Here is a 21,229-nt window from a genome sequence, read left to right as displayed (position 1 = left end):
GACCCCGATTTCGCATCCCGCGAATCCGTTGGCTAGTATTCCGCGAGTTGTCACCCGTACGGGAAGCAACGAGTTTTGGGGCTGTGGCGCAGCTGGTAGCGCATCTGCATGGCATGCAGAGGGTCAGGGGTTCGAGTCCCCTCAGCTCCACCGAAGGTGCAGGTCAGGCCGTGTTCCGAACTCCCCATGAGGAGCTTCAGGACACGGCCTGATCGCATTTCGGCAGCAGTCGTCTAGGTACTCGCGTCGAGCCAGCTCGCCGAGGCCTCGAGGAAGGCCGGGCGCGAGAGGGCGCCGGCGCCGTCCGGCACGACGCCCAGCACGGGGAGGCCGGTGGTGCGGGGCAGGTCGTCGAGGTTGCAGCGTTCGGCGAGCCCGGGAGCGGCCGGCCAGGCGCCGATGACGAGGCCGATGGGCTCGTACCCGCGCGCACGGAGGGCGGCGACGGTGAGCTCGGTGTGGTTGAGCGTGCCCAACGTCGCCGTGGTGACGATGACGAACGACACGCTGAGGGGCGACTCGGAGCGGAGGGCGTCGGCGAGGTCGAGCAGGGTCCCGCCGGCGGTGTCGAGCCTGACGAGCAGCCCACCGGCGCCCTCGACCAGCACCAGGTCGTGGGTGCCGGCCAGGTCCCGGATGCGGTGGGCGTGCTCGGCGACCAAGGGGATGTCGCGGTGGGCGCGCCGGGCGGCCGTGTCGGGGGCGAGCGGCTCCGGCAAGCTGGTGTGCTCGTGCGCCTCGACGCCGGTCAGGCGGTGGATCTCGTGGGCGTCCGAGTCGCCGTCGGCGGCGCCGGTCTGCACCGGCTTGACCGCGGTGACGTCGTCGCCGTGCGCCAGGGCGTGGGCGGCGAGCGCCGCCGTGACGACGGTCTTCCCGACGCCGGTGCTCGTGCCGGTGACGATGAGGACGTCGCCGGTCATCGTCGGGTCGTGCGGACGACCGCATCGAGCGTCTTCGTCGCCCGCTCCCACTCGTCGTCCGGTGTGCCGGCGCTGACCGTGATCCTCAGCCGGGAGACGCCGTCCGGCACGGAGGGTGGCCGGAAGCAGCCGACCCGCAGGCCCTCGGCGAGGAGGTCCGCCTGGGCGGCCACCGCGATGACGGGCGACGGCATCGGCACGGACAGCACGGCGCCTGCCGGAGTCGGCACGCCGAGCAGGTCGGCGAGCGCGACCACGCGGCGGTGGATCGTCGCGGCGAGGTCGGGGCGTGCTCGCGCGATCCGGGTGGCCGCCAGCGCGCCGGCCGCGGCGGCGGGGCTCAGCCCGGTGTCGAAGATGAACGGCCGGGCGGTGTTGACGAGGTGCTCGACGAGGCAGGCGGAGCCGAGCAGGGCTCCGCCCTGGCTGCCGAGGCTCTTGGAGAGGGTCGCGGCGACGATGACGTCGTCGCGGCCGGCGAGGCCGCGGGTGTGCACGAGACCGGCGCCGTGGACGCCGACGGCGTGTGCCTCGTCGACCAGGAGCCACGCGCCGTGCTGCCGGCACGCGTCGGCGAGCTCGACCAGCGGGGCCTCGTCGCCCAGCACCGAGTAGACGGACTCGGTGACCACGAGGGTCCGGCGTCCCGGTGTCGCGGCGAGCGCTGCGCGCACGGCGGAGACGTCGTTGTGCGGCACCACGGTCAGGTGCGCGCGGGAGAGCCGGATGGCGTCGATGAGGGAGGCGTGGACGTGGGCGTCGGAGACGACGTGCGCGTCGCGGTCGGCGAGTGCGGTCACCACGGCGAGGTTGGCGTGGTAGCCGGTGGAGCAGGCCAGGGCGGCCGGCTGGCCGAGCCAGTCCGCGAGCTCGGTCTCGAGCCGGCGGTGGAGGGTCAGGGAGCCGGTGACCAGGCGGGACGCGCCCGCGCCGGCGCCCCACAGCAGGGCGGCGTCGGCCGCGGCGCGGCGTACGTCGGGGTGGCGGCTGAGGCCGAGGTAGTCGTTGCCGGCCAGGTCGGTGACCGAGTCGTCGGGCCCGCGGGCGGAGAGGCGCCTGGTGAGACCGGCGGCGTCGCGCGCCGCGGCCCGGTCGGCGAGCCAGTCGGCCCAGCGGGCCGACCCGCTGTCCATCAGGCGACCTCGGTCGCGCGGGCGATGGCGCGGCAGATGCGATCGGCGTCGGCGACGTCGGTGATGTACGGAGGCATGGTGTAGATCAGGTCCCGGAACGGGCGCAGCCACACGGCTTCCTCCAGCGCGGCCCGGGTCGCCTTCGCGACGTCGACGGGGTGGTCGAGCTGGACGACGCCGACGGCCCCGACGATGCGGACGTCGGCGACTCCGGCGGCGGTGCGCAACGGCTCCAGGCCGGTGGCGAGCGCGGCGTTGAGCCGGGCGACCTCGGTGCGCCAGTCGAGGCGCTCCAGGAGGTCGAGGCTGGCCAGCGCGACCGCGCAGGCGAGCGGGTTGCCCATGAACGTCGGGCCGTGCATGAGCACGCCGGACTCGCTCGCCGAGATGCCTCGGGCGACGTCGGTGGTGGTGAGGACGGCGGCGAGCGTCAGGTAGCCGCCGGTGAGGGCCTTGCCCACGCAGAGGATGTCCGGGGTCACCCGCTCGCTGACGAAGAGGTCGCCGGTGCGGCCCAGCCCGGTCGCGATCTCGTCGAAGACGAGGACGAGGTCGTGCTCGTCGGCGACCTCCCGCAGCACCGTCAGGCACGCAGTGTCGTACACGTGCATGCCGCCGGCGCCCTGGAGGAGCGGCTCCACGATGATCCCGGCGAGCTCGTGGGCGTGGTCGGCCGCGAGCCGCCTGACCCCGTCGGCCCACCCGGCGACGTCGCCGCCCGGCGCCGGCGGGCGGTCGGCGAAGACCTGCCGAGGGAGTGCCCCGGCGAACATCGAGTGCATCCCGCCGACGGGGTCGCAGACGCTCATGCAACCGAAGGTGTCCCCGTGGTAGCCGCCGCGGACCGTGAGCAGCCGGGTGCGCTCCGGACGGCCCAGCCCACGCTGGTGCTGCAGCGTCATCTTGATCGCGACCTCGACGCTCACCGACCCGGAGTCGGCGAGGAAGACGTGCTGGAGCGGAGCCGGGGTGATCGCGACGAGGCGCTCGGCCAGCCGCACCGCCGGAGCGTGCGTCAGCCCGCCGAACATGACGTGGCTCATCGACGCGCTCTGCTCGACCAGGGCCGCGTCGAGCTCGGGGACCCGGTAGCCGTGGATCGCCGACCACCACGACGACATCGCGTCGACGACCTCCGACCCGTCGGCGAAGGTGAGGCGCACCCCGGACGCACCCGTGACGATCCGGACCGGGGACGGCTCGGTCATCGAGCTGTACGGGTGCCAGAGGTGCTCGCGGTCGAACGCGAGCAGTGCGGCGTACTCGTCCACGGTCATGCGTTCGCCGGTACGTCGGTGCCGGCGCCCCGTCGCCGGATCGCCGGGTCGTGCGCCTCGCCGGCGGGTGCGGCGTCGGCGCCGAGGACGACGAACCCGCTGTCCTCCAGCAGCTGCAGGTCGGCGCGCGCGTCCTGGCCCTCGGAGGTGAGGTAGTCGCCGAGGAAGATCGAGTTCGCGACCTGCAGCGCGAGGGCCTGCAGGGTCCGCAGGTGCATCTCGCGGCCGCCGGCGATGCGGATCTCCGCGTCCGGGCAGACGAACCGAGCCATCGCCAGGATCTTCACGCAGCGGATCGGGGACAACTCCCAGGTGCCCTCGAGCGGGGTCCCGTCGAACGGCATCAGGAAGTTGACCGGGATCGAGTCCGCGTCGAGGTCGCGGAGCGCGAACAGCGCCTCGACGAGCTGCTCGTCGGTCTCGCCGAGGCCGGCGATCAGGCCCGAGCACGGGGACAACCCGGCCGCCTTGGCCTTGCCGACGGTGTCGACCCGGTCGGCGTACGTGTGGGTCTGGACGATGGCCTCGTGGTGGGACTCGGCCGTGTTGATGTTGTGGTTGTAGGCGTCGACGCCCGCCGCCTGCAGTCGCTCTGCCTGGCCGTCCTGGAGCAGTCCGAGACAGGCGCAGAGCTCGACGTCGGCGTACTCGCTCCTGATGGCCTCGGTCAGCTCGGTGACCCGGTCGATGTCGCGGTCGGAGGGCCCGCGGCCGGAGGAGACCAGGCAGACCCGCGTGGCGCCACCGCGCAGGCCGGCGCTCGCCTGCTCGAGGGTCTGGTCGACAGAGAGCCAGGAGTACTTCAGGATCGGCGCCTTGCTGCCGAGCGCCTGGCTGCAGTAGCTGCAGTTCTCCGGGCACAGGCCGGACCTCAGGTTGACGAGGTAGTTGACCTTGACGGTGTTCCCGAAGTGCCTGCGCCGGAGCCGGCCGGCGGCCGCGACCACGTGCATCAGCTCGGCGTCGTCGGCCCGGAGGACGGCCAGGGCGTCCGCCTCGGTCGCGGCCTCTCCCGCGAGGATCCGGTCGGCGAGCTGGTCGAAGGTGGCAGTCATGGGTCTCCTCGGCGGTTCCTGAACGACGTTCAGGTGAACGGCGTTCAGGTTAGGGCCGTCGCGACACCACGGCAACCCCTGGGCGAGCTGTCGATTCACCCGAAGAGGGTGAGCGTCGGCCGAGGGCGGGTCACGAGAGTCGGAGCGTGACAGCTCAGAAGGTCAACGTGGACAACTTCGCCAGGGCGGAGACCGATCGCATGTTCTCCGACCTGCAACGGGACGCGGGTGGGGTCAACAACCTCCTCCACCACCGAGAGCCCGCTCCGGTGGACAAGCAGACCGTCATCAGGCTGAACCGGGACACCCTCTACAGCTTCGCGATCGTCGACATCGCCCGAGGTGCGACGGTCACGATCCCCGATGCCGGTGAGCGCTACCTGTCGGTGATGGTGGTCAACCAGGACCACTTCATCAACCGGGTCATCCATGAGCCAGGAACCCACGAGCTGACCGTCGAGGAACTGGACACGCCCTATGTCGCCGTCGCCGCGCGGACGCTGGTGGATCCGCGGAACCCCGATGACCTCGCGGCCGTCGCCACTGTGCAGGACCAGCTCGCGATACACGCAGCATCCGACCGGCCGTTCCACATGCCCGACTACGAGACCGCGAGCTTCGACCGCACCCGCCAAGCGCTGTTGGGGCTTGCCGGGGACATGACCGCCTTCGAGAGGACGTTCGGGCGACGCGACGTGGTCGATCCCGTTCATCATCTGATCGGAACAGCCGCCGGCTGGGGTGGTCTGCCGGACTCCGAGGCCGCCTATGTCGGGGTCGATCCGAAGCTGCCGGTCGGCGACTACGAGCTCACCGTCGGCGCGGATGTCCCGGTCGACGGGTTCTGGTCCATCTCGGTCTACAACTCGGCAGGATTCTTCGAGCCCAACGAACGCGGCGCCTACAGCGTCAACAGCATCACAGCCGCCAGGAACGACGACGGGAGTGTCACCGTCCGGTTCGGAGGAGACGGTGACCCAGCACGCAACTCCCTGCCGATCACCGAGGGCTGGAACTATCTCGTCCGTCTCTATCGCCCACGTCCGGAGATCCGCAACGGAACATGGGCCTTTCCCGCCATCGACGCAGCAGGTTAGGCATCCGACCTCGGCCGATCGAAGCGTCCGCCAGGCGGCGGAATCACGAACCTTCGCGAGGTCCGTGCGCGGGTGACTCCACGTACGGTGGGCTCGTGCTGGATCCGTCGCGTGCCCGTCTGATCGCCGAGCAGTTCGGGTTGGGAGGGGGCGCATGTCTGCGCGGTCCCGTGGCGTTCGGGCGTCTTGGTGAGATCTGGCAGCTGGACACAAGGCGGGGCCGTTTCGCTGTCAAGCATGCGCACTTCGCGGTCTCGGTCGAGGGGGCGGAGTCCGACGCGGAGTACCAGGATGTGGTGCGTGCGGCCGGAGTGCCGATGCCAGCCGTCGTACGTGCCGTCGACAGCGCCGTGGTCGCGGACATCGGCGGCTCTCAGGTGCGGGTCTACGAGTGGGTCGACGTGCTGCCCGAAGATCGGCGACTCGATCCCGGCGAGTTCGGACGGGTGCTGGCGTCCATTCACTCGGCCGCAGTGCCCACCGACGATCCCGTTGACGGTTGGTACGTCGACCCGATCGGCGCCGAGGCGTGGCAGGAACTGCTGGCGCGCCTACGTCGGGCAGATGCCTCCTTCGCCGAACGTCTCGCGGACCTGCTCCCCAGCGTCCTGGAGGCAGAGGGAATCCTCGCCTCGCCGCGCCGGGTCCAGATGTGTCACCGCGACCTGTGGGCGGACAACGTCCGGCGTACACCGGGAGGCGGTCTGGTCGCCCTGGACTGGGAGAACAGTGGCCCCGGAGACGTGAACGGGGAGCTTGCCTGCGCGCTCTTCGAGTACGGGGTGGGTGACCCTGGCCGGATGCGCACCTTGTACGACGCCTATGTCGACGCCGGCGGACCCGGCCGCCTGGCCAACCGTGGAGACCTGACCATGCTCGTGGCCCAGCTCGGCCACATCGCCGTGGTCGGCTGCGAACGCTGGCTGAGCTCCACCACCGACCAGGAAAGAACACGCAACGCCGACTGGGTGGCGGAGTTCATCGGCGAACCGGTCACCGTCGAGACCGTCGATCGGATCCTCCTCGCCGTCAACGGCTGAGGGCGAGAGCGACCTCATCCTTCCTCCTGGCGGTGCCCCGCCTTCAGCCCTGCCCCGTCGGGGCGCTGAGACGCGGGTGGATCGGGCGAAGTCGGAACCGACGGAGTCGAAGTCATTGCAGAATGGTCTGACCGGTGAGAGCGCCGCGACGCTGCTTGAGGTCCAGGAGTTCCATGAGTGCGAGCCCGAAGTCCGTCGTCAGCGCACTGGCGATGACACTGGCATCTCTGTCCAGCGACTTCGCTGAGAACGAACTGGCGTACCTCGCGCTCACCAGCAAGGCTGAGTTGCCGGTGCGCGACCGGATCGCATGGCGGCTTCAACACGAGCTGAACGACTCGTACGTCGTCTCCAGGGAGTGGCGGAGGGCAGACATCGCGGTCTTGGCAGGAGAGACGCCCGTCCTCCAGGTCGAGGCGAAGGCCATGTACGCGTTCGACGTCCTGAACGCCAAGTCGCGGGCGAAGAACCTGGCCAAGTTGACGGCAGATGGACTCAAGATGGCTGCCCTCGCTCCCGACAGCGCTGCCTACCTGCTGGCCCTCATCACGCACGTTGACGGATCGGTGCCTCTGCACTTGAGGAGACACGTCGTGAAGCACAGCGGGGGGATCGTTGCCTCACTCACGAAGGAGGGAACCGCTGGAGCCGTCGGCGCCAGGGCTCGGCAGCTGTGGGAAGCGGACCTGGCTCGGTTCACATCGCCGTCGACACGCTTCGGTATCGCCGGCGGCACCATGTGGGGTCTGACGGTCGAGCTGGACGCGTACCTCATCGGCCCACTGTCAAAGGCGTGACGGAGGCAGACTGCTTGCGGCGGATGACCCGCCCTCGAACGCACTCGCACGGCAGATCCGGATGCGAAGGCCGGTTGGGTGATCCCGAACCGTTCGGTCAGACCGCGTGGATGAGTCATGTTCTCCCGAGTCTTGGTATTGACGCACGCACCGCGGGCGCGAAGCGTGGACCGGTGGGGCAGCGGCGTCGGGCCGCTGCCGGGAGCAGAGAGGGACGGGTCATGTTCGTACGCACCAGTGAGATCCAGGCTGATCCCGCCAAGATCGAGGACGGCATGGCCGTCGTACGGGACGAGATCTTTCCTGCCGTGTCCGGGATGGACGGATGCGTCGGGATGTCGATGCTCGTGAACCGCGACTCCGGCCGCTGCATCGCCACGACGGCGTGGGCATCCGAGGAAGCCATGATGGCCAGTGCCGACCGGGTGATGCCGCTTCGGAGCCGCGCGGAGGAGATCCTCGGCGGCAGCAGCGAGGTCCACCAGTGGGAGGTGGGCGTGGTGCACCGCGACCACGCCGCACCGCCGGACGCCTGGGCACGCCTGACGTGGCTCAGCGGCGATCCCGCCACGGCCGACCGGGCGCTCGACACCTATCGGATGGCGGTGCTGCCGCGGCTCCAGGAGATGGACGGATACTGCAGCGCGAGCCTGATGATCGACCGCAACGCCGGTCGGGTCGTCGGCACCGTGGTCTTCGACAGCCGGGAGGCCATGGAGGCCAGCCGCAGTGCCGCCCAGATGATCCGGGAGCGGGCTGCCCAGGAGCTCAACGCGACGGTCGGCAGCGTCGAGGAGATGGAGATGGTCTTCGCGCACCTGCACGTGCCCGAGATGGCCTGACGAGGCCACACCTGGCCGGTTGCGACCACACCTCGAGGAGTGGCCGTCGGTGGAGTGTGGTCTGTCGCGGCGGAGAGACGCGGCGGGAGCCAGCGGTTCGCGCTATTGTCGCCGCCCGGCCATCCCAGCAGGTAAGAGGCAGAGACGGGTTCCACCGGATGGTGGGAGAAGAGCTGGGAAGTAGACCCCGCCTGTCCGCCGGAGACCGCACCACTCGTCAGCGGCAGGACTTGAGCACGCGCCAGCACGCGGCGGATCGGGCTGGGTCACGTGTGCCACCGTTCGGCGTAGTGAACTCGTTGTACGAGGAGGGTGCAGGTGCACGTGATGGAGCAGCTTCCGCCTTTCGCGGCGTGGCGCTTCGTGGACGCAGTCGAGGGCTTCGAGGTCGTCTACACCGCGCCGGGCGAGATCCGGGGCCACACCTCCGCGGTCGAGGCCGGCCATCCGTACGCCGTCCGCTACCACATCCGCTTCGACGAGCAGTGGCGCACGCGCGAGGTCCACGTCAGCGCCGACACCGTTGCTGGCGCGCACGAAGTGAGGTTGGCGTCCGACGGTTCAGGAGGCTGGACCGTGAACGGCCAACCCAGGTCTGACCTCGACGGTCTGATGGACATCGACCTGGAGTCGTCGGCATGCACCAACACCTTTCCGGTGCACCGACTTCACCTTCCTGTCGATGAGACCGTCCGAGCGCCCGCGGTGTACGTCCAGGCGCTCGACCTCGCCGTACGCCGTCTCGACCAGACCTATCGCCGGCTCGACGCCGACAGCTTCCAGTACGTCTCGGAGGGTGGGTTCGAGGCCGTGCTGCGTTATGACGACAGCGGGTTGATCATCGACTACCCGGGCATCGCTGTCCGATTCGCCTAGCTGCCCACTGAGAGCGTGCCTGCACGCGGCTACGAATGACGCACCTCAGAACCGTTGTCGCGCAGGAGGTCTTGCGCCAGCCGCTGCGCCAATGGTGCCCGCCCGCCACGGTTCGGACCGCTCGAGCACGTAGCGACGCAAGACGTGTCGCCACGGAACGACAGCGAGGACCACAACGCCGAAGAAGCAGTTGATGGCGACTTCGGTCGTCGCTCTGTCGAGATCGCCGGCGACCACCTGTGGAAGCGCGACGACCGAGAGCCACAGGACCTTCCAGGCGGACTCCCGGAGCAGCACGGGAAGCAGCCTGGCGGGGTAGCGCAGGCCGATCAGGGCAAGTACCGACATCGCGACGAGCAGGCACAGGGTGACGCTCTCGTACAGCGGCAGCGTGTAGGCGGTGGGCAGCATCGGCCACTTCACGATGACCAGCCCGAGTCCCATGAACAGGTAGCCGACCCGCATGACATTCAGGCGGCGTGCGGACAGCCCTGGGACCGTTCGCGGGGCTGCCGGCGTGGTCGCGCTGGTGGTCGCGCTGGTCGTCGTGCCGCTGGTGGTCGTGTCGGTCATCGGTTCTCCAGGTGGGTGTGCTTGGTGGACGGATTCCCTGGCACGGAGCAACAGCCGATCGGTTCGGATCGAGCGGGCCGAGGTGGCCTCGGGCGCGGTGGTGGCCAGGGGTGCGGTGGTGGTCACGCCGGTGCTCCTGACGGGGTGACGGGGACGGATGCGGTACGGCGGGGTCGGCGGATCGCCCACTCCGCCACGGCGAGGTTGATCGCCCAGGCGGTGCCCTTGGCCAGGTCGCCGGCCAGGGGCCCGGTGCCGAGGACGGCGCCGCCGATGCCCTCGGTGAAGACCTGGGTTCCGGCGCCGAGGGCGAGGGCGTAGGCGCGGATCATCCAGGCTCGGTGCGTCGCGATGTCGCGGCGGCGGGCTGCCTGGACGCCGAGGACGAGGGAGGCGCCCATGGTTGAGCCCACGAGCAGTCGAAGAACCAGGAGGAGAGGTCCGGTGCCGGGCTGGGGCGGGTAGAAGAGCGTGAGCCACAGCGCGGCTCCGGCGACCAGCAGACCGGCGACCGCCAGCACTCGACCGGCTCGACGGTGCCACGCCCGGTGGCGACGGCGGAGTCCCGGAATGAACTGCAGGACGCCGACCAGCACGTAGGTTGCCGCGCCGAGGATGTGGACGACGAGTGCGACCGGGATGCCGGTGAAGCGGTCGTCGGCGGGCATCAGGTCGGGGCCACCGGCGAGCTGGACGAGCCGCAGCGTTCCGGCGGCGAGTGGCACGACGCTGAGGGCCACGAGTCCGGCAGGAACGAGCCGGCTCATCGGTCGCGCTCCGTGGCACAGTCGGGCCCGGGAGTCACCGAGATGAGCGGCACCCCGATGTCGCAGAGTCGCGCGAGGACGCCGTGCAGGGCGGCCTGGTCGGCCACCTGTCCGCGGAGGACGGTGACGCCACCGGGTTCGACGTCGAGCGCCAGGTCCTCCAGCCAGGCCGTCCATCTCTCGTCGATGCGGCCTTGCACCCGGATCTCGTAGCGGCAGGGTTCGTGCATGCTCATGACCGGCACGCTAGGAACGGGGCTGGTGAGCGGTCGTCACATCATGTGGTGACCGCCGTGGTGATCGTGGTTTCAGCCGTGGGTCGGCCGGGCCAGCAGGCCGAGCTGGTGCGCCCGGCTGATGGCCGCGCGCCGGTTGTTCACGCCGAGCTTGGTGTAGATGTGCTTGGTGTGTGTGCGCACGGTGTTGAGAGACACCACGAGCTCGCGGGCGATCGCGGGGCCGTCCAGGTCCGATCGCAGCAAACGCAGTACGTCGAGCTCGCGGTCGCTCAACGGGTCGAGCAGCTCCGGTCGCGGGCTGCGAGTCGCTCCCAGCGCCACTACCGCGTCGGTTCCTGACGCCGAGGTCGCCTCGAGCAGCCGTCGTACGTAGCCGGAGCTCGGCTGCCGAGCCGCGAGACCGCCGAGCAGGTCACCCAGAGCGGGCGCGGCCTCGACGAAGACCCGCACCCAGTTGTCCGGCTCGGCGAGCTCGATCGCGTGCTCGAGTGCCGCGAGCGCCCGGTCCGACTCTTCGGCGCCGCGGAGCGTCACCGCCCGGAGGACCTCCAGCTCGATCATCGACCCGACCCGCCCGCCCTCGTCGGCGGCCACCATCAGCCGGTCCAGAAGACCGACCGCCTCCTGCAGCAGCTCCGGAGACCCGCTGGCAGCGTGCTCGGCCATCAAGACCCGAGCCAGGGTGATGTGCTCGTACTCGTGCAGATAGCTGAGCTCGTCGTCGGCCGCGACGCCGTGCTGCATCGCCCAGGCACGCGCCTCGGCCAGGTCGCCGCGCGCGGCGAGCACGCGAGCCCGCGTCGCGTGGATGGGTTGCACGTTGGGCGAATAGTCTCCGACGTAGACCCGCTCGGCCTCGTCGAGGAGCTCCAGGGCGGCCGTCATGTCGCCCTCGGCAGCCCGCAGGCGAGCCATCCCGACCCGCCAGCGGTACGGGTTCTGCGCGAGAGCCGCCGCCTCTCCGAGCTCGTCGGCGCGGCGCAGGTACTCAGCCGCCCCTGGCAGGTCGTTGTGGTACCAGGCGACACGAGCGAGACCGACGAGCATGTCGGCCGTGCCCCGCATCACCGTCGGCCCGGAGGAGGTCTCGGCAAGCTCGAGCGCATGCTGAAAGGTTCGCCGGGCCTCGCGGAGCCGACCCAGCCGCAGCTCCATGTCGGCCATCGCGATGGAGCAGCCGAGCACGTCGGCGATGTGCCCGGCCCGGGCAAGTGCCGCTACGGAGGTCGCATAGCTGCGGTGCGCGGTGGCGATGTCCCCAGTGGTCCACGAGGCAAGCCCGGACAGCGCCGCGGTGGCGCCGACGACCAGGTCGTCCCCGGGTGCGGCGATCGCGATGGCGTGCTCAGCGCGAGCAATCGCACCTGCCGGGTCACCGCCGATGAGCGCGAGCGCCGACCAGTACATCTCGATCTCGGCCGGCAGGCGCGGGAGCTGGACCGGGTCGACGACCACCAGGTCCTCGGGCTCCGCCAGCATCCGCTCGACATCGCGCAGCCGCAGGTCGACACCGGTGAAGTCGTTGCTGGACATCAGCCCGCCGACCAGCCCCATCGCAAGCACCGGGCGACGCCGCACCACCTCGCCGGGCAGCTCGAGGGCCCACTGGCGGATGACGTCTTCGCGCCGTCCGCGCTGCAGCTCCGGAAGCGCGAGCTCGATGAACTCGACGGCCCTGTCCACATTCCCGGCGGCGAGGGCATGGCGCACCGCGGCCTCGGGCTGGCCCCCGTCGTGGTACCAGCCGGCCGCTCGCTCGTGGAGCAGCGGGAAGTCTCCGGGCCGCTCCTCGAGCAGGTGCGCGCGCAGCACGTCGGCGAAGAGGTGGTGGTAGCGGTACCACGTTCGGCTGCCGTCCAGCGGTACCAGGAACAGGTTGGCCCGATCCAGTGCCTCGAGCATCGCTCTCCCGCTCATGCCAGCGGGCAATGTGGTCACCGCATCGCACTGCGGACCGGTCAGCCGGTCCAGGACCGAGGTGTCGAGCAGGAAACGTCGTACTTCCTCGGTCTGCTGGCTCAAGACCTCGTCGGCGAGGTAGTCGACGACGAACCGGTCGTCACCGGCGAACCCGGCGATGAACCTGGACCGGTCGTTCAGGTCCCGGAGAGACAGGGCGGCGAGTTGGAGCGCTGCTGCCCAACCCTCGGTCCGAGCCTCCAGCGTCGCCAGATCGCTGGTCGCGAGGTCGAAGCCGTTGAGGTCGTTGAGATACGTCGCCACCTCGTCGCCGGTGAAGCGCAGGTCGGCCGCGCGAACCTCGACCAGCTCGCCGCGGGCACGCAGCCGGGGCAACGGCAGTCCGGGGTCGGCCCGGGTGCTGATCACCAGCCTCAGCTGCGGCGGGAGGTGCTCGACGAGGAACGTCATCCCGGTGGCGACCTCGACGGAGTCGGCCAGGTGGAAGTCGTCGAGGACGAGTGTCACCTCGCCCGAGTGCACGCTCAGCTCGTTCACGACCCCGGCGAGCACGCTCTCCACAGGCGACTGCCCGGACTGCAGCAGTGTGAGGGCGGCCGCGCCGGAGCCGGGGACGGCCCGGTCCAAGGAGAGGAGAGCGTAGGTCCAGAACGACGTGGGCTGGCGGTCGCGCTCGTCGAGCGACACCCAGGCGACCGGACTCGGCTCCGGGCCGTCGGGAGCCAGCCAGGCGCTGAGCAGCGTCGTCTTGCCGAAACCGGCCGGCGCCGAGACCAGCGTGACCGGAGCCTGCGACGCGCGGTTCATCAGGCCGGCCAGCCGTGGGCGCGGCACGACCTCGCGGCGCGGTCGCGGCTGGAGCAGCTTCGTCTCGACCAGCGCGTCGGTCATCAGTGCCGGCCTCCGGACGCGTCGGCGTCCGACTGGTCGTGGAGGTGCATCCGTTCGTCGGGGCGTCCGAAGATGCTCAGCACCTCGGCGGAGCCGCCGCCGGTGCTGACGAACCAGTGCGGCACCTGCGGGTCGAACTCGGCGGCCTCGCCGATCCGGTCCAGCGCCGCAGCCAGGGCCACCGAGGAACCATCGCGCTTCCCGGCGTCGTCCGGCGACGTGCTCACGAGGCCATTCCAGCGCGTGAGTCCCGGGAATGGCAACGACCATTGTCGGAGCCGGGATGCCGCGCGCACTCTTGCCGTGCCGCGCGCCGCGATGCGTGCCGCCCGGCGTTGTCGCGAGCTCGGGCGCGCCGCCCCTCGAGCCGGCCGGCGGATATCACCAGCGCGCTCACCACCTGTGGTGACGACCGCTCACCACATCGGTTCCTAACTTCACCGAGCATCAGCACCGTTCATCAGCACCACGCCGCCGCGGGTCTCGGGACCAGCGACCTGCAACGCGCCGAGCCGGCCACAATCCCGAAAGGCACGACCATGAACCGAATCACCCGCGCCGTGGCGATGGCCAGCGCGAGGCACCCGTGGCGCACGATCGCGAGCTGGGTGCTCGCCGTCGTTGCCGTCTTCTTCGTTGCCGCCGTCGGCGGCGGCACCTTCGCGGACGACTTCTCCGCACCCGGAAGCCAGAGCGCCCGGGCGATGAAGCTGCTCGACGACAACTTCGCGGAGGCCGCGAAGGGCAAGGCCGTTGTCGTGTTCGAGGCGCCTGAAGGCACCGACGACCGGGCAGCAGTCACCGACGTGCTCGACCAGGTCACCGCCCTGGACCACGTCGCGTCGGTCACCGACCCGTTCCAGGCCGGCACCATCTCCGCCGACGGACGCATCGGTTACGCCGAGCTCACCCTCGACGTCCCCGAACGCGAGATGGGCAAGCCCGCGTTCACCACTCTCTCCCATGGCGTCACCAGCATCGACACCGACGACGTGCGAGTCGAGCTCGGCGGCGACGCGGTCTTCCTGAACTCCGAGGACAGCAGCTCCGGCCACGTCGGCATCGGACTCCTCGTGGCCCTCCTGGTCCTCCTGGTCGTGTTCGGCACGTTCGTCGCCGCGGTCCTGCCCATCGGACTCTCGCTCATCGCGGTCGGCGCCGGCATCGGGGGCATCACGCTGCTCGCCTCGTTCATGAACGTGTCCGTCTCCGCCATCCCCGTCGCCGGCCTGGTCGGACTCGGCGTCGGCGTCGACTACGCCTTGTTCGTCGTCGCCCGGTACCGCGAGAACCGCGCCGCCGGCAACGACAACCGTGGGGCTCTCTCCGCCGCGATGGGAACCTCCGGTGCGGCCGTGGTGTTCGCCGGCGGAACCGTCGTCATCGCGACCTCGGCACTCGCCATCACCGGCGTCGGCGTCCTGACCTCCATCGGACTGGCGACCGCGATCATGGTGTTCTCCTCCGTGGTCGCAGCCATCACCCTGCTGCCCGCGTTCCTCGGCCTGCTCGGGGACCGCATCGACAAGGGCCGCGTCGTCCGCCGCCACCGGCCCGCCAAGGCTGCCGAGGACAGCGCTTGGTGGCGCTTCGGTCACCGAGTCTCGGCCCGCCCGTGGCCGTACCTCGTCGGCTCCGTCGTCTTCCTGTTCGCCATCGCGGCCCCGGCCCTGTCGATGCAGACCGCGTTCCCCGCCGCCGGCGATGCACCCGAGGAGACGACCCACCGTCAGGCCTACGACCTGCTCACCGAAGGTTTCGGCGAAGGCATCAATGCGCCCCTCACCGTCGTCGTCGACCTCACCGCTCCGGGGACCGACGCTGACGGCGTCACCTCGGTCGCGGCCGACATCGCAGCTGTCAGCGGCATCGTGGCGGTCAGCGACCCCATCACCTCCGCGAACGGCCACACCGTCGTGTTCACCGCGACCCCGGCCACCGGCCCCGCCGACCCAGACACCTCGACGACCATCGACAACGTCCGCGACGTCATCCCCGCCAACGGCTACGTCACCGGCATCACCGCGGTCACCGACGACCTGAACGCCCAGCTCTCGCAGACCCTGCCGCTGTTCATCGGCGCCGTCATCGCAGTGTCCTTCCTCCTGCTGATGCTGGTCTTCCGGTCCATCGCGGTCCCGCTCAAGGCCGCCGTCATGAACCTGCTCTCCATCGGCGCCGCCTACGGCGTCATGGTCGCGGTCTTCCAGTGGGGCTGGGGCGCCACCCTGCTCGGCCTCGACGGACCGACCCCGATCACCTCCATCATCGTGGTCATCATGTTCCCGATCCTGTTCGGGCTCTCGATGGACTACGAGGTGTTCCTGCTCTCCCGCATCCGCGAGGAGTACCAGCGCACCGGCGACAACACCGAGTCCGTCGCCCGCGGCCTCGCCGGCACCGGGCGCGTGGTCACCTCGGCAGCGCTCATCATGGTCGCGGTCTTCCTCAGCTTCGTCGCCAGCCCCGTCCCGTCACTCAAGATGCTCGGCCTCGGACTCGCCACCGCCATCCTCGTCGACGCCACCATCGTCCGCACGGTGCTCGTGCCCGCCACGATGGCCCTGCTCGGCAAGGCGAACTGGTGGATCCCCGCCTGGCTCGACCGAATCCTGCCGCAGCTCACAGCTGAAGCTGACGGTGCCGGTCGACCGCTGGCGGCCGTGCCGGCCGAGACACACGCCAGCGACCTCGTGAGCAGCTAGACCGCACGAAAGTCGGGCGGGCCCAGGTGGCCCGCCCGACGTGTGCGGCCCTCCGCAGAAGCTTCAGGCTCACCGGACGGCTCCAGCGTCGTCTCCCCGAGCAGGTCCGCGTACTCCTCCACAGCGGAGTTGCGATCCGCTTCACCCAGCGAGTACTGCGTGCGCTGGGGATCTCTTCGGAGGAGGCCACGGCGCTCTGCTCGAAGCCGTTGCCCGAGCTTCCCGACCTCGGACAGGACCGGCCGTTCATCGCCGCGGCGTGCGGCTGCGGGCTTTGCAGGGCGGCAGGTGAACTTCTACAGCGGCAGCCTGACCCGCATCACCGTGCCGACCTCCGGGGTGATGATCTCGATGGCGCCGCCGTGCCGCTCGACGACGATCCGGCGGGCGATGTCGAGTCCGAGGCCGGTGCCCTTGCCGACGTCCTTGGTCGTGTAGAACGCGTCGAACGCGCGAGCGGCGACCTCCGGGCTCATCCCGGTCCCGGTGTCTCCGATCTCGACCACCACGTCGGCGCCATCGAGCCGGGTGGTGATCGTCAGAAGGCCGGTCCCGTCCATCGCATCGACGGCGTTGCCGATCAGGTTGGTCCACACCTGGTTGAGCTCTCCGGCGTACGCGTCAAGCGGCGGCACGTCTGCGGCGTACTCACGCTGCAACCGAACCTCCCGCAGGCGGCCGCTGAGCATGGTCAGCGTCGACTCGATGCCCTCCACCACGTCGGTGCGCTGACGCGATGCCCGGTCCAGCTGGCTGTAGGAGCGGGCAGCGTCGACGAGCTCGGAGATCCGGTGGGTGGCTTCGTCGATCTCGGCGAGCAGCGCTCGTGCCGACAGCGTGCTCGACACCCAAACCAGCCCCGGTGCCAGAGTCCGGTCGTCGAGCACTGCGGCCGCCTCGTCGCACCAGGCCAGGTCCACCCTGGCCGCGGCCAGCACCGGCGCGAGCTGCCATGCGTCGGGCACCTTGCGGTGCTCCAGCCAGTCGGCGATCTCTTCCTCCCGGTCGGCGAGCGCGAGCGCGTCGGGGACCTGGTCCGGTCCGGGAATCCGCTTTCGCAGGGCGTCGAGCGCAGCGAACTGCTCCGGGGTCAGGCGGCCCTCCGCCAGGTCGCCGAGTGCGGCGAGCAGTGTGCCGGCCGCGTCGTTGAGGCCCGCGACGGCCCTGGTCGCCGCGGCCGCGGGGTTGTTGAGCTCGTGGGCGAGTCCGGCTGCGAAGGTTCCGAGGGTGACCAGGGCGTCACGCTGCCGCGCGGTCGACTCGATGCTGCGGGCGGTGTGGTACAGCCCGGCGATCAGGTGCCCGCCGAGCGGGGACCATTCCTGCACCAGGTCACGCAATGCGAGCGCGGGTATCCGCAGCAGCCGGCTGGAGAGCACGACCCGGCCGCTGGCGAGGTAGACGCCGTCCTCGTCCCATGCACGGAAGCCACCCGCCCAGCGGCCGGGCTCCATCCGTCCGACCCGGACGATCTCGGGACCGATCCGGCGGTGCAGGTCGATGACGCCGTCGACAAGCACCCACCAGAAGTCGGCGTGGTCGCCCTCGTGCCACACCTCGACGCCGGGCTCGACGGGCAGGTCCTCGCCGGCTGCGGCCAGCTCCGCCAGCTGCTCGGGGGTGAGGCCGGTGAAGATCTGCAACGTGCTGAGCTGCTCGAGCAGGTCGGGTCGGCTCATCGTGGCCTCCTCACATCGACGCCAGGTAGCGGTGGACCAGGTACACCGACATCGCTCCCTCGCCGACGGCGGAGGCGACCCGCTTCATCGAGTCCAGACGCACGTCGCCGGCGGCGAACACTCCGGGCACGTTGGTCTCGAGCGGGTACGGCGGCCGGGGGAGTGCCCAGCCGCCGGCGGGCAGTCGGGGGAGCAGGTCCGGGCCTGTGACCACGAACCCGTGGTCGTCGCGGACCACTCCGTCGCCGAGCCAGCCGGTGCGCGGTGCGGCACCGATGAACACGAACAGCCAGCTCGCGTCGACGCGTGCTGACGCGCCGGTGTCGCGGTGCGTGATCGTGAGCCCCTCCAGGTGGTCGCTGCCCTCGGCGCCGGTGACCTCGGAACGGCAGCGGACCTCGACGTTGGGGGCGGTGACGATCCGGTCGACCAGGTAGCGCGACATGCTGTCGTCGAGGTTGGCGCCGCGGACCACCATGACGACCCGTTTCGCGTACCGGGCGTGGTTGAGGACGGCTTGGCCGGCGGAGTTGGCCGCGCCGACGACGTACACCTCGTCGCCCTGGACATTCGCTGCGTCCGTGGCGCTTGCGCCGTAGTAGATGCCGCGGCCGGTGAGGTCGTCGATGCCGTCGCCGGCCAGTCGGCGGTACGCGACGCCGGTCGCGACGATCACCGACCGTGCCTCGATCTCGGCGCCGTCCATCAGGACCGCGTGGACCGGGCCGCGGGCCTCGAGCCCGGTCACGTCCCGGGCCAGCACCATCTCGGCCCCGAACCGGGACACCTGGGCGATCGCACGCTGGGTCAGGTCCGAGCCACTGAGTCCCCGGGGGAAGCCGAGGTAGTTCTCGATCGCGGCGCTCTGGCCGGCCTGCCCGCCGGGGGCCTCACGTTCGACCACGACCGTGCGCAGTCCTTCGGACGCGGCGTACACGGCCGCCGCGAGACCGGCAGGTCCGCCGCCGACGATGCACACGTCGTAGAGCGGCTGCTCGGCCTGGGTGCGCAACCCGAGCGCGCGGGCCAGGTCCAGGATCGCGGGGGAGCGCAGCGTGTCCCCGTCGGGGACCAGCACCAGCGGCAGGTCGGTCGCGCGAGCATCGGCGAGGTCTGCGAGCCGTCGACCCTCGTCGTCCTGCTCGACGTCGAACCAGTGGTAGGGCACGTGGTTGCGGGCAAGGAAGGTCTTGACCTCGTAGCTGCGGTCCGACCAGCGGTGCCCGACGACGCGCACGTCGTGGTCGTGGGAGGGGTTCTCGGCCACCCAGTCGGACAGGAGGTCGTCGACCACGGGATAGATCCGCTCCTCCGGCGGGTCCCACGGCTTGACGAGGTAGTGGTCCAGCCCTATCTCGTTGATCGCCGAGATCGCGACCGCGGTGTCGGCGTACGCCGTCAGCAGCAGGAACTTCGCAGTCGGAGCATGCATTCGGGCCAGACCGAGCAGCTCGATGCCGGTCATCTCCGGCATCCGCTGGTCGGTGACGATCATCGCGACCGGCTGGTCGCGCAGCGCCAGCTGGCTGAGCAGCTCCAGGGCCTCGTCGCCGGACGTGGCCCGCACGATCCGGTAGTCGGCGCCGTACCGGGCGCGCAGATCCCGGGCGACCGCTTGGGAGACCAGCGGGTCGTCGTCGACAGTGAGGATCGTCGGCCGGGACATGGTTCCTCGGAGAATAGACCGAACCGCGGCGTGATCCCGTCGGACAGGAATCCCAAAATTGGGGACGTCGAAGGTCACGATCGACGACGACATCCTGGGCATCTCCCCGCGTCCGCCAGGCGGCGACGAGACGCACGGCCTCAGCCCAGCGGGACGCCGCAGATTCGTGCGCTCCCGTCGTGGGGGCGAGACGTTTTGCGCCAGTGCCCGGTGGGCACCCCTCCAGGCGCGCGGTTTGCGCCGGTTGGAGGAAAGGACGCGCTGTGGCTCTGGTGACCGAGGTGCTCCTCGTGAGCGGGGTGGCGTTGGACCTGGTGGGTGCGGGTGTCCTCTCGCACGCCCACAACGCCGAGTCGATCGTCGAACTGCGCGAGGAGATCGGCGAGGAGGGCGCCGCGGTGGGGGAGCCCGACGCGATCTCCACCCACGCGAAGCTGTTGGCCGAGAAGCGGATCGGCTTCATGCTCCTGACCGTGGGGCTGATCGTCTACCTCAGCGGGGTCGTCATGAAGAGCCCTGAGGACTTGGCGGTGGTCGGCACCCTCGCAGGGGGTGTGGTGATGGCTGGCCTCGTGACCAGCGTGGTCTTCACCCGAGTGGTCGGCAACCGGATTCGCGAGCAGGCACGCGCGGCGCTGGAGCAGCAAGACCCTGACGCGCTGCCTGAACAGTAGCGACCCTGCACCTGGATTGACTCGCCGACGTTGGCCCCATTGCGGTTGTCGGCCCATCAACCACCGCTTCGCCGCGCCTTCCTCCTCGCATCAGACCTGCCAGGGTCACGACAGAGGCCGGCTGACCCCCTGGGTGACCAGCCGCCCGAGGAGATCGGCCCCTTGCCGGAAGACCGCGTCCATCAGGGCGCCGTGGCGGCGGACAGACGCAACATTCAAGATGCGGATCGCGCGCAGGCTGGGCGATCGCCAGGTGGCTGGTGCCCCCGGGAGATCTTCCCGGGTACGGCGGGAACCGACCTGAGGCGCGAGGCGGAACCGTTCCGCAGGATCTGGGGCATCCGATTCCCTCAGCCTTGGAGGCAACGATGAACCCCATTCCCCGACAGTTGTGGCGCGTGGCCGGCGTGCTCGCCATCGCCCATGTCGTGCTGATTCCGATCTCTCTCGCCTTGGAGATGCCGGCGCTGTTCAGCGACGGCGCCGACGGCATCGCCGACGCCTACGGCGACGGCAACATGGCACTCTCGTTCACCGGCGGGGTGATCGAGAGCGTCGCCTTTCTGATGCTGATCCCGGTGCTGGTGTTCCTCGGACGCGTGCTCGGGCGCGGCAGCGAGCTCGGAGGATGGGCTGCCCAGACCGGAGTCATCTGCGGCGCGGCGTACGTCGCCGTCACGTTCGCAGTCGGCTTCCCGGGAGGCGCCGCCGCGATGTACGGCGTGCAGCACGGTCTGGATCTCGAGGCCGCCCTGGCGATCAACAACCTGCGCAACTTCGCGTACTTCCTGAGCCTCCTCCTCCTCGGCGGCAGCACCCTCGGCTTCTCGGTCGCCGCCCTGGCTGAGGGCGTGCACCGACGGTGGTGGGGCCTGTTCGGATCGGTGACGTCGGTGGCGCTGTTGGCCTCGACGCCGCTGGCCGCACTGCAACTGCACGACTGGGGCGTCCTGGTCTGGATGGTCTGGTTCCTGGGGGCGGGCGTGCTCATGGTGAGGCATGTGGAAGACCGCGCCGACGCGGTCGTTCCGCAGCGCGAACGCGTGCGTTCGGGCACGCTTGAGCCGAGGTGATC

The 21,229-nt window shown here is 70.3% G+C and carries 19 protein-coding genes and 1 tRNA gene; 9 read left to right on the top strand and 11 right to left on the bottom strand.

Going from position 1 to position 21,229, the window contains the following annotated elements:
* The first annotated feature begins 77 nt into the window (after positions 1-77).
* Positions 78-150, top strand: a tRNA-Ala gene (locus ACFQQI_RS05360).
* Between the two features lie 83 nt (positions 151-233).
* On the opposite strand, the gene bioD is transcribed toward ACFQQI_RS05360, so the two are convergent.
* Genes bioD through bioB form a run of 4 tightly spaced genes read right to left on the bottom strand, consistent with a single transcriptional unit; the run spans position 234 to position 4,388 of the window.
* Positions 234-923: a dethiobiotin synthase gene (bioD, locus tag ACFQQI_RS05355; RefSeq protein WP_378559018.1), complete on the bottom strand. Its 690-nt coding sequence runs from the start codon at positions 921-923 to the stop codon at positions 234-236.
* Positions 920-2,056: an 8-amino-7-oxononanoate synthase gene (locus ACFQQI_RS05350; RefSeq protein WP_378559015.1), complete on the bottom strand. Its 1,137-nt coding sequence runs from the start codon at positions 2,054-2,056 to the stop codon at positions 920-922. The genes bioD and ACFQQI_RS05350 overlap by 4 nt, the downstream gene beginning before the upstream one ends.
* On the bottom strand, positions 2,056-3,333 hold the full coding sequence (locus ACFQQI_RS05345) for an adenosylmethionine--8-amino-7-oxononanoate transaminase (protein ID WP_378559012.1): 1,278 nt from the start codon (positions 3,331-3,333) through the stop codon (positions 2,056-2,058). Before ACFQQI_RS05345 ends, ACFQQI_RS05350 begins: the two co-directional genes overlap by 1 nt.
* A complete protein-coding gene (bioB, locus tag ACFQQI_RS05340; protein WP_378559009.1) occupies positions 3,330-4,388 on the bottom strand; it encodes a biotin synthase BioB in 1,059 nt (352 codons plus the stop codon). Before bioB ends, ACFQQI_RS05345 begins: the two co-directional genes overlap by 4 nt.
* A 146-nt stretch (positions 4,389-4,534) precedes the next feature.
* On the opposite strand from bioB, the gene ACFQQI_RS05335 reads away from it, so the two are divergent.
* The 5 genes from ACFQQI_RS05335 to ACFQQI_RS05315 all read left to right on the top strand — a co-directional run bounded on the left by ACFQQI_RS05335 (position 4,535) and on the right by ACFQQI_RS05315 (position 9,040).
* Positions 4,535-5,485, top strand: coding sequence for a DUF1214 domain-containing protein (locus tag ACFQQI_RS05335; RefSeq protein WP_378559006.1), 951 nt, complete (start codon positions 4,535-4,537; stop codon positions 5,483-5,485).
* A 95-nt stretch (positions 5,486-5,580) separates the two neighbouring features.
* Positions 5,581-6,525, top strand: a complete 945-nt coding sequence (locus tag ACFQQI_RS05330; protein ID WP_378559003.1) for an aminoglycoside phosphotransferase family protein — start codon at positions 5,581-5,583, stop codon at positions 6,523-6,525.
* Positions 6,526-6,698: 173 nt separating this feature from the next.
* Positions 6,699-7,322: a hypothetical protein gene (locus ACFQQI_RS05325; protein WP_378559001.1), complete on the top strand. Its 624-nt coding sequence runs from the start codon at positions 6,699-6,701 to the stop codon at positions 7,320-7,322.
* 221 nt (positions 7,323-7,543) lie between these two features.
* Positions 7,544-8,164: an antibiotic biosynthesis monooxygenase gene (locus ACFQQI_RS05320; RefSeq protein ID WP_378558998.1), complete on the top strand. Its 621-nt coding sequence runs from the start codon at positions 7,544-7,546 to the stop codon at positions 8,162-8,164.
* 327 nt (positions 8,165-8,491) lie between these two features.
* Positions 8,492-9,040, top strand: coding sequence for a putative glycolipid-binding domain-containing protein (locus ACFQQI_RS05315; RefSeq protein WP_378558996.1), 549 nt, complete (start codon positions 8,492-8,494; stop codon positions 9,038-9,040).
* Positions 9,041-9,085: 45 nt separating this feature from the next.
* On the opposite strand, the gene ACFQQI_RS05310 is transcribed toward ACFQQI_RS05315, so the two are convergent.
* The 5 genes from ACFQQI_RS05310 to ACFQQI_RS05290 form a co-directional block, all read right to left on the bottom strand.
* Entirely contained in the window at positions 9,086-9,739 is a 654-nt protein-coding gene (locus tag ACFQQI_RS05310; RefSeq protein ID WP_378558993.1) for a hypothetical protein, read from the bottom strand.
* Positions 9,736-10,380: a DUF2306 domain-containing protein gene (locus tag ACFQQI_RS05305; RefSeq protein ID WP_378558990.1), complete on the bottom strand. Its 645-nt coding sequence runs from the start codon at positions 10,378-10,380 to the stop codon at positions 9,736-9,738. Before ACFQQI_RS05305 ends, ACFQQI_RS05310 begins: the two co-directional genes overlap by 4 nt.
* Positions 10,377-10,616, bottom strand: a complete 240-nt coding sequence (locus ACFQQI_RS05300; RefSeq protein WP_378558988.1) for a hypothetical protein — start codon at positions 10,614-10,616, stop codon at positions 10,377-10,379. The genes ACFQQI_RS05305 and ACFQQI_RS05300 overlap by 4 nt, the downstream gene beginning before the upstream one ends.
* Before the next feature lie 72 nt (positions 10,617-10,688).
* Positions 10,689-13,430, bottom strand: coding sequence for a LuxR C-terminal-related transcriptional regulator (locus ACFQQI_RS05295; RefSeq protein WP_378558985.1), 2,742 nt, complete (start codon positions 13,428-13,430; stop codon positions 10,689-10,691).
* The gene (locus tag ACFQQI_RS05290) at positions 13,430-13,657 is read right to left on the bottom strand and encodes a hypothetical protein (protein ID WP_378558982.1); all 228 of its coding nucleotides are present in this window, start codon (positions 13,655-13,657) and stop codon (positions 13,430-13,432) included. The genes ACFQQI_RS05295 and ACFQQI_RS05290 overlap by 1 nt, the downstream gene beginning before the upstream one ends.
* 312 nt (positions 13,658-13,969) lie before the next feature.
* Here ACFQQI_RS05290 and ACFQQI_RS05285 point away from each other — a divergent pair, with 312 nt between their 5' ends.
* On the top strand, positions 13,970-16,135 hold the full coding sequence (locus ACFQQI_RS05285; RefSeq protein WP_378558980.1) for an MMPL family transporter: 2,166 nt from the start codon (positions 13,970-13,972) through the stop codon (positions 16,133-16,135).
* A gap of 296 nt (positions 16,136-16,431) precedes the next feature.
* Here the strand turns inward: ACFQQI_RS05285 and ACFQQI_RS05280 are convergent, their stop codons facing one another.
* Both ACFQQI_RS05280 and ACFQQI_RS05275 read right to left on the bottom strand, forming a co-directional pair.
* A complete protein-coding gene (locus ACFQQI_RS05280; protein ID WP_378558977.1) occupies positions 16,432-17,814 on the bottom strand; it encodes a sensor histidine kinase in 1,383 nt (460 codons plus the stop codon).
* Positions 17,815-17,824: 10 nt separating this feature from the next.
* A complete protein-coding gene (locus ACFQQI_RS05275) occupies positions 17,825-19,480 on the bottom strand; it encodes an FAD-dependent oxidoreductase (RefSeq protein ID WP_378558974.1) in 1,656 nt (551 codons plus the stop codon).
* Positions 19,481-19,743: 263 nt separating this feature from the next.
* Here ACFQQI_RS05275 and ACFQQI_RS05270 point away from each other — a divergent pair, with 263 nt between their 5' ends.
* Both ACFQQI_RS05270 and ACFQQI_RS05265 read left to right on the top strand, forming a co-directional pair.
* Positions 19,744-20,154 carry a hypothetical protein gene (locus ACFQQI_RS05270; protein WP_378558971.1) on the top strand — a complete coding sequence of 137 codons (411 nt, stop codon included), beginning with the start codon at positions 19,744-19,746 and terminating at the stop codon, positions 20,152-20,154.
* 368 nt (positions 20,155-20,522) lie between these two features.
* Positions 20,523-21,227, top strand: a complete 705-nt coding sequence (locus ACFQQI_RS05265) for a hypothetical protein (protein WP_378558968.1) — start codon at positions 20,523-20,525, stop codon at positions 21,225-21,227.
* Positions 21,228-21,229 lie beyond the last annotated feature (2 nt).

This window comes from Nocardioides sp. GCM10030259 (assembly GCF_042666375.1).
Taxonomy (GTDB): domain Bacteria; phylum Actinomycetota; class Actinomycetes; order Propionibacteriales; family Nocardioidaceae; genus Nocardioides.
This window is presented reverse-complemented; position numbering and strand designations above follow the sequence as displayed.

Excerpts from the sequence above, each read along its gene's own strand:
- bioB (WP_378559009.1), bottom strand. The coding sequence starts at position 4,388 with ATGACTGCCACCTTCGACCAGCTCGCCGACCGGATCCTCGCGGGAGAG.
- ACFQQI_RS05285 (WP_378558980.1), top strand. The coding sequence starts at position 13,970 with ATGAACCGAATCACCCGCGCCGTGGCGATGGCCAGCGCGAGGCACCCG.
- ACFQQI_RS05280 (WP_378558977.1), bottom strand. The coding sequence starts at position 17,814 with ATGAGCCGACCCGACCTGCTCGAGCAGCTCAGCACGTTGCAGATCTTC.
- ACFQQI_RS05305 (WP_378558990.1), bottom strand. The coding sequence starts at position 10,380 with ATGAGCCGGCTCGTTCCTGCCGGACTCGTGGCCCTCAGCGTCGTGCCA.
- ACFQQI_RS05275 (WP_378558974.1), bottom strand. The coding sequence starts at position 19,480 with ATGTCCCGGCCGACGATCCTCACTGTCGACGACGACCCGCTGGTCTCC.
- ACFQQI_RS05345 (WP_378559012.1), bottom strand. The coding sequence starts at position 3,333 with ATGACCGTGGACGAGTACGCCGCACTGCTCGCGTTCGACCGCGAGCAC.
- ACFQQI_RS05265 (WP_378558968.1), top strand. The coding sequence starts at position 20,523 with ATGAACCCCATTCCCCGACAGTTGTGGCGCGTGGCCGGCGTGCTCGCC.
- ACFQQI_RS05325 (WP_378559001.1), top strand. The coding sequence starts at position 6,699 with ATGAGTGCGAGCCCGAAGTCCGTCGTCAGCGCACTGGCGATGACACTG.
- ACFQQI_RS05295 (WP_378558985.1), bottom strand. The coding sequence starts at position 13,430 with ATGACCGACGCGCTGGTCGAGACGAAGCTGCTCCAGCCGCGACCGCGC.
- ACFQQI_RS05315 (WP_378558996.1), top strand. The coding sequence starts at position 8,492 with ATGGAGCAGCTTCCGCCTTTCGCGGCGTGGCGCTTCGTGGACGCAGTC.
- ACFQQI_RS05320 (WP_378558998.1), top strand. The coding sequence starts at position 7,544 with ATGTTCGTACGCACCAGTGAGATCCAGGCTGATCCCGCCAAGATCGAG.
- ACFQQI_RS05300 (WP_378558988.1), bottom strand. The coding sequence starts at position 10,616 with ATGAGCATGCACGAACCCTGCCGCTACGAGATCCGGGTGCAAGGCCGC.
- bioD (WP_378559018.1), bottom strand. The coding sequence starts at position 923 with ATGACCGGCGACGTCCTCATCGTCACCGGCACGAGCACCGGCGTCGGG.
- ACFQQI_RS05350 (WP_378559015.1), bottom strand. The coding sequence starts at position 2,056 with ATGGACAGCGGGTCGGCCCGCTGGGCCGACTGGCTCGCCGACCGGGCC.